Annotated in this window: 11 protein-coding genes; 8 read left to right on the forward strand and 3 right to left on the reverse strand. The window is 68.1% G+C overall.

Features of this window, described 5'->3' with window-relative positions:
* Window positions 1–4: 4 nt before the first annotated feature.
* The 3 genes from thiG to EJ903_RS12990 all read left to right on the forward strand — a co-directional run bounded on the left by thiG (window position 5) and on the right by EJ903_RS12990 (window position 1,896).
* Window positions 5–850 carry a thiazole synthase gene (gene thiG / locus EJ903_RS12980; RefSeq protein ID WP_246015523.1) on the forward strand — a complete coding sequence of 282 codons (846 nt, stop codon included), beginning with the start codon at window positions 5–7 and terminating at the stop codon, window positions 848–850.
* 84 nt (window positions 851–934) lie between these two features.
* Window positions 935–1,378: a PaaI family thioesterase gene (locus EJ903_RS12985; RefSeq protein WP_126615833.1), complete on the forward strand. Its 444-nt coding sequence runs from the start codon at window positions 935–937 to the stop codon at window positions 1,376–1,378.
* A gap of 59 nt (window positions 1,379–1,437) precedes the next feature.
* Window positions 1,438–1,896, forward strand: coding sequence for a hypothetical protein (locus EJ903_RS12990; RefSeq protein WP_126615836.1), 459 nt, complete (start codon window positions 1,438–1,440; stop codon window positions 1,894–1,896).
* A gap of 21 nt (window positions 1,897–1,917) precedes the next feature.
* On the opposite strand, the gene EJ903_RS12995 is transcribed toward EJ903_RS12990, so the two are convergent.
* On the reverse strand, window positions 1,918–4,089 hold the full coding sequence (locus tag EJ903_RS12995; protein WP_126615839.1) for a hypothetical protein: 2,172 nt from the start codon (window positions 4,087–4,089) through the stop codon (window positions 1,918–1,920).
* 222 nt (window positions 4,090–4,311) lie between these two features.
* Between EJ903_RS12995 and EJ903_RS13000 the strand changes: the two genes are divergently transcribed.
* Window positions 4,312–4,731 carry a RidA family protein gene (locus tag EJ903_RS13000; protein WP_126615841.1) on the forward strand — a complete coding sequence of 140 codons (420 nt, stop codon included), beginning with the start codon at window positions 4,312–4,314 and terminating at the stop codon, window positions 4,729–4,731.
* A 32-nt stretch (window positions 4,732–4,763) separates the two neighbouring features.
* Here the strand turns inward: EJ903_RS13000 and EJ903_RS27005 are convergent, their stop codons facing one another.
* Both EJ903_RS27005 and EJ903_RS13005 read right to left on the reverse strand, forming a co-directional pair.
* Window positions 4,764–4,934 carry a hypothetical protein gene (locus tag EJ903_RS27005; RefSeq protein ID WP_158627933.1) on the reverse strand — a complete coding sequence of 57 codons (171 nt, stop codon included), beginning with the start codon at window positions 4,932–4,934 and terminating at the stop codon, window positions 4,764–4,766.
* Between the two features lie 13 nt (window positions 4,935–4,947).
* Window positions 4,948–5,133, reverse strand: coding sequence for a hypothetical protein (locus tag EJ903_RS13005; protein ID WP_126615844.1), 186 nt, complete (start codon window positions 5,131–5,133; stop codon window positions 4,948–4,950).
* A gap of 277 nt (window positions 5,134–5,410) precedes the next feature.
* Between EJ903_RS13005 and EJ903_RS13010 the strand changes: the two genes are divergently transcribed.
* The 4 genes from EJ903_RS13010 (at window position 5,411) to EJ903_RS13025 (ending at window position 8,500) form a co-directional block, all read left to right on the forward strand.
* Window positions 5,411–6,124 (forward strand): response regulator, encoded by a 714-nt coding sequence (locus EJ903_RS13010; RefSeq protein WP_126615846.1) that lies wholly within the window; start codon window positions 5,411–5,413, stop codon window positions 6,122–6,124.
* Between the two features lie 163 nt (window positions 6,125–6,287).
* On the forward strand, window positions 6,288–6,902 hold the full coding sequence (locus EJ903_RS13015) for a 2-hydroxychromene-2-carboxylate isomerase (protein ID WP_126615849.1): 615 nt from the start codon (window positions 6,288–6,290) through the stop codon (window positions 6,900–6,902).
* A 153-nt stretch (window positions 6,903–7,055) separates the two neighbouring features.
* Complete coding sequence (locus EJ903_RS13020; RefSeq protein WP_126615852.1) at window positions 7,056–8,051, forward strand: potassium channel family protein; 996 nt, start codon at window positions 7,056–7,058, stop codon at window positions 8,049–8,051.
* Window positions 8,052–8,071: 20 nt separating this feature from the next.
* Complete coding sequence (locus tag EJ903_RS13025) at window positions 8,072–8,500, forward strand: DUF1489 family protein (RefSeq protein WP_126615855.1); 429 nt, start codon at window positions 8,072–8,074, stop codon at window positions 8,498–8,500.
* The last annotated feature ends 148 nt before the right edge of the window (window positions 8,501–8,648 follow it).

Raw genomic sequence — 8,648 nt, forward strand, 5'->3', positions numbered from 1 at the left:
CAGCATGACCACCGATCTGACCCTTTCCGTCGCACCGCCTGTCCTGGCGGCATCGTTGCCCGCGCGGAGCGACGACGCGCTGACCATCGGCGGTCGCTCCTTCGGCTCGCGCCTGTTTCTCGGCACGGCGGGCTATCCCAACCAACGGGTGATGCTCGACGCGCTGGCGGCCAGCGGGACCGAACTGGCCACCGTCGCCATCCGCCGCATCAGCCTGGACGGCTATTCGGAAAGTCTGGTCGATGTGCTGGCGCGGGTGGCGGGCGGGCGGATCAACCTGCTGCCCAACACGGCGGGCTGCCTGACCGCGCGCGAGGCGGTGCTGACCGCGCAATTGTCGCGCGAGGCGCTGGACACGCCCTGGATCAAGCTGGAGGTCATCGGCGACCGCGATCTGCTCTACCCCGATGTGGAGGAGCTGTTGCGGGCGACGGAGGAGTTGGTCAACGACGGCTTTGTCGTGCTGCCCTATTGCAACGACGATCCCGTCACCTGCCGCAAGCTAGCCGATCTGGGGGCGGCGGCGGTGATGCCGCTGGGGGCCTACATCGGGTCGGGCCAGGGCATCCGCAACCCCCACGCCATCGAAACCATCTGCGCCCGCAGCCCGGTGCCGGTGGTGCTCGACGCCGGGATCGGCACCGCGTCCGACGCGGCGTTGGCGATGGAGCTGGGCTGCGCGGCGGTGCTGCTGAACACGGCGGTGTCGAAGGCGCGCGACCCCGTGCGGATGGCGGCGGCGATGCGCGACGCGGTGGCGGCGGGGCGTGCGGCCCGGCTGGCGGGGCGGATGCCGGTGCGCGGCTTCGCCGAACCGTCCAGCCCGCAACTGGGCTTGATCGGCGGGTAAGGGCGATGTCACCAAGCGTGGCTTGATCGCGGCGGCGGCTTGCCGCAGGCTGGAGGCCGATTGTCCCCCGCTGGAGAGCGAGCCGTGAGCAGCCGTTTCGAACCACGCGACCCCGATTGGAAGGCGCGCTGTCTTGCGTCTTTTGACAAGCAGGCCATCTGCAAGACCCTGGGCATTGAGCTGACGGCGGTGGAGCCGGGCTTTTGCGAAATGCGGTTGCCCTTCCGCGCCGACCTGACCCAGCAGAACGGCTTTTTCCACGCGGGCATGGTGGCGACCCTGGCCGACAACGCCGGGGGCTACGCCGCCGCCTCGCTGATGCCGCCGGGGGCCGATGTGCTGGCGGTGGAGTTCAAGATCAACCTGATGTCTCCGGCCAAGGGCGATGTGATGATCGCGCGCGGCCGCGTGGTGAAGGCGGGCCGCACCCTGGTCATCACGCAGGTCGAGGTGTCGATGCTCGACGGCGGCGTGGAAAAGGATTGCGCGCTGATGCAGCAAACCACCTTCTGCGCGATGCCGAAGTGACGGCCACCCCGCACAACCGCCGGAATCCCCCTTTCACCCCCGACGCAGGACACCGCCGCATGACCCTCCCGCCCGTTTCGTCCGTTTTCGCCGTGGCTTTGGCCGGTTTGGCGCTGGCGGTGTCGTCCCCGGCGCAGGCGAAGGAGCCGCCGGTCTGCTCCGCCCTGTCCTTCCGCACCATCGCGGCGGGCGGGCCGGACGGGGTGCAGGACGCCGGGATGTACAAGTCCCACCTCGCCAAGCTGGAGCTGAAGGCCGACGTCAAGGGCGGGGTGGGGACGAATTATTTCCTGGTCGCCAACGGCCAGCGGGTGGACGGCCCGGCAACCCCGCCCAAGCTGGCGCAATCCTGCCTGACCGCCAAGAACGTCAAGACGCCCTTTGCCAAGCAGCCCGCCGGGGTGTGCACCGGCGACCGTTTCCGCGTGGTGATCGACCGGTCGAGCGGCAAGCCGGTCGCCGCGCTGTTCGGCCTGCAGAACGACGCCTGGGCCTATTGCAGCGCGACGACGCTGTAACCGTTCAGGTCTTCGAACCGTTCAGAGCTTCAGGGACCGCACCCGCTCGCGCAGGGTGGCGCGGGCGGATTCGGCCTCGGCGCGGGCGGTGGTGAGGTCGCGCCCCAGGGCGTCGAGCCGGTTTTCCGCCTCGCCCATCTTGGCCAGGGTGCGCTTGTGCAGGTCGCTGCCGTTGGGCAGGGCGGCGAGGTTGGCGCGCAACCGCTCCTGTTCCGCCACCCGGTCCTGCTGCTCCCGTTCGATGTCGGCGATGCGGCGTTCCTTGTCGGCGACGGCGGCGCGCAGGGCGGCGAGCGCCTTCAACCCGTCGCGCAGGGCGGCGGGGAGTTCTTGCGCGCTGGCCTGGGCGGTCAACTGGTCGGCGGACAGGTCGCCCAACACGATCCGTTCCTGGCGCGGGCGTTCGGTGCTGACCGCCAGCGTCACCGTCTGCCCGGCGGGCACGGCGAGCGTGAGCCGGTGGGCGGTGGCGGTGGTGTCCACCGGCTCCGCGCCGGTTCCGGTCTTTGGCTCCCCGTCCTTTGGCTCCACCAGCGTCCAGCCGGGGCGGCGCGGGTGTTCGATCACCAGCTTGCGGTCGCCATCCCGCGCCCCGGCGACGGTGTAGACGGAGGTTTGCCGGTCGCTGACCGTCAGCAGCATCACCCCGTCGGCGGCGGTGGCGCGGGTCAGGTGGCGGCTGGGCTGGTCGGCGCGGTCGATGGTGACGGCGGAATCGACGGCGAAGGACAGCAGGCGGCTTTCCCCCACCGGCAGGGTGGCCATGCGGGCGTCCCCGACATGGGTCGGGGCGTTGTTGACCGTCTCGTAAAAGGTCAGCAGGCCGGGCGGCAGCGCGGTTTGCGAATCGTTGCGCAGCCGCAGCGCGGCCAGCGGGTGGCGTGGCTGGGTGTTGGGCTGATACAGCGCGATGCGCTCCACCGGCAGGGCGCGGTCGGCGATGGGCATCATCAGCGTGCCGCCGTTGGCCAGAGTGACCGGTTGCGGGTAGCGGAACAGCACCTGCGTGCTGGTGTCGGCGGCGGTCGCCTCGGCGCTGGTCACGCTGGCCGACGCGAGCGGCGGCGGCGGGGCGGCGGCGAAGGGGGCGGCCTTTGCCATCGGGGCCGCCATCGGGGCGGCCATCGCGGGGGGGGGCGGTGCCGCCATGGCGACCGGGGCCGGGCGGGCGGATTCCGCCGCCGACAGGCCGCGCCCGCGATCCAGGGCGACGCCGCCCTCGTCGCTGGTCGGCAGCACGCGGCCCAGAACCTCCACCGGCACCTCGGGCCGCTCCACGGAATAGGGGGTGTAGAGCGCCTGACGCAGCGTGACCGGGTTGCCGGAGACAACGCTCAGGCTCACGTCGCGCCAATCCTCTCCGCTCAGATTTTCCAGAACCGCCCAGCCTTGCAACCCGCCTTGCGCTTGGGTGGCTTGCCCGTTTGTTTGGCCCTGCCCGTTGGTTTTGTTGGAAGCACCGACGGCGGGCAGGCTCAGGCGGTAGGTGGCCTTCCACAGCGGGGTGGCGGCGACAAAGGCGACGCGCACGGTGCGTTCGCCCTCTGCGCCGTTGGCCAGGCTCCGCACGGTCAACCGCCGCCGCTCGCGCCGGGCGTTGTCGGCGATGGCGGCCAGGGCGGCGTTCACCTGCGCCTGCACGCGCGGATCGGTGAAGCGCAGCGCGTCGGTGTCCTCCAGAATGAGTTGGCGCACGCCGCTGGCGGTCATCAGGCTGAGGCGGTGGCGGGTGATGGTCGCGCCTCCTGCGCTGTTGGCCCCTGTAAAGGTGGTTTGCGCGGTTTCCTCCGTCACTGACAGCACCCGCCCGGTCAGGGCGCGCGCGCCGTCGGTTTCCACCTCCGCCCCCTTCAGCGCGGTGAGCAGCGCGGCGGGGGAGGTGAGATCGTCGCGCGAGAAGGGCAGTTCGCGAAAGGCGGTGTCCAGCGGCTCCGCCCCCGGCAGGTCGATGGTCCCGACGCCGCCCCGGTCGTCGTACACCACCACGCTTTTCAGCACGTCATCCACCTGATCGCGGCGCACCTCCAGCGTCAGGGCGGCGTCGCCGGTCACGCGGGCCTCATATTCAAAGGACCCGACACCGCCGGTGGACAGCTGCACCCGCTTCAACACCAGCGCGTCCGGTGTCTGGGCCAGCGCGGGGGAGAGGGTGAGCAGCGCGGCGGTGGAGACGAGCAGGGCGGGGCGGAGCATCGGGCGGCCTTTCCAAATCACAACGGACAACCCTCAACGTGCCCCCCAATTGGGGCGGGATTGCGGGCGGTCCCGATGGGCGGATGGGCGGGGCTGTGCCATGCTTCTTTTGCGGTGCGGTGTGTTGCGCCCCAGCCCGTGGTTTCATCCCCTTGGTTCCGGCCCTTGGCTTTCCGGCCTGGGCTTGCCTTTTCTGCCTTTCCGCCGTTGGAGAATGCCGCCATGACGTCGCTCGCCGCCATCGCCCGCACCGCCCCGCCGCCGGAGCGCCGATTCATCGGCACCGCGTCCCCCTTGGAGCGGGCCGCCGGTTTGTCCCGCGCGCTGGTTCAGGATGGCTGGGTGTTCGTGTCGGGAACCACCGGCCACGACCACGCCGCCGGGACGATCGCCGAGGATGTGGCGCAGCAGACCCATCAGGCGCTGCACACCATCGCGTCGGTGCTGGCGGAGGTTGGGGCCGGGTTGGCCGATGTGGTCAGCGTCCGTGTCCATCTGTCCGATCCGGCGGACGCCCCGCGCGTGGCACCGGTGCTGAACGCCTATTTCGGCGACAGCCGCCCGGCGGGCACCATCGTCGCGTCGGTGCTGATCGACCCGCAGGCCAGGATCGAAATCGACGCGACGGCCCGTCTGCCCTGAATCCGTCTTGAAGGTTTGCCGGGACCGCCCGGTCATGCGGCGTTGCCCAACCACCGGGTCATCATGGCGTTCCACAGCGGGTGGTGCGGATCGCCGCGCCCGGCGTCGTGAAGCGGTTCGCGGCGGTCCGTTCCGCAAGGGGCCAGACGCGGGAAGCGATCGGTTGGAGGCGCAAGGGCGGAGTCACGGCGATGGCTGCTCATGGGTGGCTGTCCGTCACCAAGCGCTGTCAACCGCGCGCGCGGAATCAAAATGACGACGGGCCTCCCCCAACAACGCCCGATACCGCTCCAGAGCGTCGCGCATCGAACCTTGCGCGCTGTAAAGTCGCACCTCGTTCAACAGCCGATCAGCCTGATCCAGCAAAGCCAGCCGCTTCAGGCAACGGTCGATGGTTGGCACGATGTCCGCCCCGTGTGGTGATGGATGGTTGATGAAAAGGTGACTGACAAGACGCGCGCGGATGACGTTTCACGCGTTTTCTCCACTCAATGGATGTGGATTAAAACCGATGCGTGTGTCCCGCTGATGTCACGGCGATGGATTTTTGATGTCTGGCGCGGGTAGAGTTGTTTCAATCAAATCACCGAACGTTGCGCGGTTCATCAGCTGTTACGGACTTGTAACGCATTGCGCGGCGCTCCCGCGTGGGCTAAGAAGAGCGTGGGAGGTAACGGGCATGCACATTCTCGCGGTCGATGACGATGAACCGATCAGGGAGCTGTTGGCGTCCTATCTGACGGCAGAGGGATACCGCGTCACCACGGCCCCCGACACGGCGGCGGCCAAACAGGCGCTCGACGGCGACCCCATCGACCTTGTGGTGTGCGATCTGCGCCTTCCCGACGGCGATGGGTTGGGGCTGGTCCGTCAGATTCGCAGCGAAACCCAGATCCCGGTGATCATCCTGTCGTCGAAAGATCAGGATGTGGACCGCATCGTCGGGTTGGAGCTGGGGGCCGACGATTACCTGACCAAACCCTTCAACCCGCGTGAATTGCTGGCCCGCATCAAGGCGGTGCTGCGCCGTGTCTCCGGCGAAGGCCGCCCGCCGCGCGGGGCCGACGAGCTGCGCGCCGTGGTTCAGTTCGCCAGTTGGGAACTTGACCTGACCGCCCAGCGTCTGCGTGGTCAGGAAGGGCGCGAGGTTGAGCTGACCAAGGCGGAGTTCGGCCTGCTGGCCGCTTTCGTCAAACGGCCCCAGCGGGTGCTGACCCGCGACCAGCTTCTCGACCTGACGCGGGCCGACGGGGCGGAGGTGTTCGACCGCTCCATCGACGTGCTGATTCTCCGTCTGCGCCGCAAGATCGAAGCGAATCCGAAGGAACCGCGCATCATCAAGACCGAGCGCGGGGCTGGTTACGTGTTCGACGCCAAGGTTCGCGCGATCTGATCGCGATCCTGGTGCCACGCCCGGGCGGATGCCGGATCGGTCCTCCCCCGATCCGGCATTTTGTCGGTTGCGTGTTGGATCGGGTCACGCTGGACGCGCCCCGCCCTGTGCATTAGCCTTTCCGCAAGGACGCAGAGGCCGTCCAATCCGGGAGGAAACGCGCGTGGCCGACCCCATCGACTTCTATTTCGATTTCGCATCCCCCTACGGCTATTTCGCCAGCTTGCGGATCGATGAGCTGGCGCGCGCCCATGGCTGCCGCGTGACGTGGCACCCGATCCTGTTGGGCGCGATCTTCAAGGTCACGGGCATGAAGCCGAACCTGGAGCAGCCCTTGCGCGGCGAGTATCTGAGTCACGACGTCGGTCGGATCGCGCGGCTGATCGGTGCGCCCTTCACCCTGCCGGACTCCGCACCGGTCAACGGGGTGGCGGCGTCCCGCGCCTTTTATTGGCTGGCCGACGACCAACCGGAGCAGGCCAAGGCGCTGGCCCGTGCTCTGTACCACGCCCATTTTGCCGAGGGTCGCGACATCGGCCCGGCGGACACGGTGGCGGAGATCGCCGTACAGGCTCTGGCTGGGGCGGTGGGCGACCGCGCCGCCGTCCTGGCCGCCTTGGGCAACCCGACGGTCAAGGACCGCTTGCGCGCCGAAACCGAACAGGCGGTGGCGCGCGGTGTTTTCGGCTCGCCCTTTGTTTTGGTGGGGAACGAACCCTTTTGGGGGTGGGACCGGCTCGACATGGTGGACCGCTGGTTGTCCAACGGTGGCTGGTGAGGCGGGCCGGGGGGAAATCCGGGCCGGGCGGGCGGAAAAGCTTGATGATCGGGCAAGCGGACCGGCTATAAACCAGATCCATGCTGTTCGTTGGCCCCGCTTGCGGATGGTCCGCGAACGCCCATCCGTTCTCGTCGGGGCTTGCTGTCGCCTATGGATCCCATCGTTTCCGACCGCCGCCCGCGTTCCTCCGCCCCCCACTCCACGGCGTCCGCGCACGCGGGCCGGTGGAGCGGGCGGCCATCCTGGTTGGGCGGGGCGCTGCTGACGGCGATGCTGTTGGGGTTGATCGCGCTGTCGATCCGGTCGGTGTCGGGCGATTTGACCTTCGTCCTGCTGGGATCGGTCGGTCTGGTGGTGGGGGCCTTCCATTATCTGTTTCCGGGCAGCCAGTTTTTCACCTTGGCGCTGACCAACTTCATCGGCGTCTACGCCTGCATCTTCGTCTTTTTCCTGGAAAGCAATTTCCACAACATTTCCCCCCTGTTGCAAGGGGTGGCGTTTGTGCTGCCGCTGGCCGCGTTTTTGGGGGGGGCCTGGTGGCGGGCGGACGACATTCGCCGCATCGTGATGTCGCGGCGTTTGCGCGACGGCGGGCATTTCGACCGGATTTTCCTGTGGATGGCCCCGGTCTGGGGCATCGGCGCGTTGACCTTCCTGGTCCCTGGACATGGCGTGTCGCCGGAGTTGCTCAACGCGATCTTTCTGGTGGCGATGTCGGCGATCGCCGGGATCGTCGGCCTGGTCGCCCGCGACATCGCCATCTTTCTGCTCGACGCCGGTCTGCTGTTCGAAGGCTTCTTCCAGCAGGCGGCGCGCCTGGTGTTGCCCGCCTTCGCCTTCCTGACCTTCTATTCGCTCTGCATCATCATGTTCGGCGCGGTCTACACCATCATGGACCGCTTCATGGCCGAACCCAATTTCGTGATCGAGGGCGTGCGGCGCGACCTGACCTTTTCCGAAGGGCTGTATTTCTCCATCGTGACCTTCGCCACGGTGGGCTATGGCGACATTCACCCGGTGTCGGGGGCGGTGCGTCTGGTCTGCGGGGTGGAGATCGTGATGGGGGTGCTGCTGCTGCTGTTCGGCTTCAGCGCCATCATCGGCCACGCCAAGCCGGAGCGGCACGACCGCAACGATCCGCTGTAACGGCTTTCAACGGAACCCCTATGCCTTTGCATCTCATCAAGCTGTCCGTCGGCGTCCGCGATCTGGATCATCTGGCGGAGGTGCAAGACCGGCGCGCCGTCCGCGTCGATGGCCAGACGCGGATTCCCGTCCACACCCGCAGCCTGCCCAAACGGGCCGACGAGATTGTGGCCGGTGGGTCGCTCTATTGGGTCATCAAGGGCAGCATCGCCGCGCGTCAGCGGGTGTTGGCCATCGACAGCGGCGTTGATGGGGAGGGGCAGGGCTTCTGCCTGTTCCAGCTCGACGCCCTGCGGGTGCCGACCGTTCCCACCCCCCACCGCCCCTTCCAGGGCTGGCGCTACCTCAACCCGGACGCCGCACCGCCCGATCTGGCCGCTGCGGCCCCCGGGGAGGAGGCGCTGCCCCCGCATCTGGTGGCGGAACTGCGCGCTTTGGGGCTTCTATAATTCGCTGAACGAAGCGCTTTTCGCTAAACCCATGGATTCACAAAAACTGCGAAAAAAATGCACGGATGCGCAAAAAAGGAGTTGCGCGGTTTGGTGTGGTGCCACTATAACCCGCTCCACCGACGGGGCGGCGCTTCACGAAGCGACG

This window comes from Azospirillum griseum, assembly GCF_003966125.1.
In the GTDB taxonomy this organism is placed as follows: Bacteria; Pseudomonadota; Alphaproteobacteria; order Azospirillales; family Azospirillaceae; genus Azospirillum; species Azospirillum griseum.

What these genes read in the sequence shown, in the direction of transcription:
- thiG (WP_246015523.1), top strand. Translation starts at nt 5, where the DNA reads ATGACCACCGATCTGACCCTTTCCGTCGCACCGCCTGTCCTGGCGGCA.
- EJ903_RS27005 (WP_158627933.1), bottom strand. Translation starts at nt 4,934, where the DNA reads ATGAGCAGCCATCGCCGTGACTCCGCCCTTGCGCCTCCAACCGATCGC.
- EJ903_RS13000 (WP_126615841.1), top strand. Translation starts at nt 4,312, where the DNA reads ATGACGTCGCTCGCCGCCATCGCCCGCACCGCCCCGCCGCCGGAGCGC.
- EJ903_RS12990 (WP_126615836.1), top strand. Translation starts at nt 1,438, where the DNA reads ATGACCCTCCCGCCCGTTTCGTCCGTTTTCGCCGTGGCTTTGGCCGGT.
- EJ903_RS13020 (WP_126615852.1), top strand. Translation starts at nt 7,056, where the DNA reads ATGGATCCCATCGTTTCCGACCGCCGCCCGCGTTCCTCCGCCCCCCAC.
- EJ903_RS13025 (WP_126615855.1), top strand. Translation starts at nt 8,072, where the DNA reads ATGCCTTTGCATCTCATCAAGCTGTCCGTCGGCGTCCGCGATCTGGAT.
- EJ903_RS12995 (WP_126615839.1), bottom strand. Translation starts at nt 4,089, where the DNA reads ATGCTCCGCCCCGCCCTGCTCGTCTCCACCGCCGCGCTGCTCACCCTC.
- EJ903_RS13010 (WP_126615846.1), top strand. Translation starts at nt 5,411, where the DNA reads ATGCACATTCTCGCGGTCGATGACGATGAACCGATCAGGGAGCTGTTG.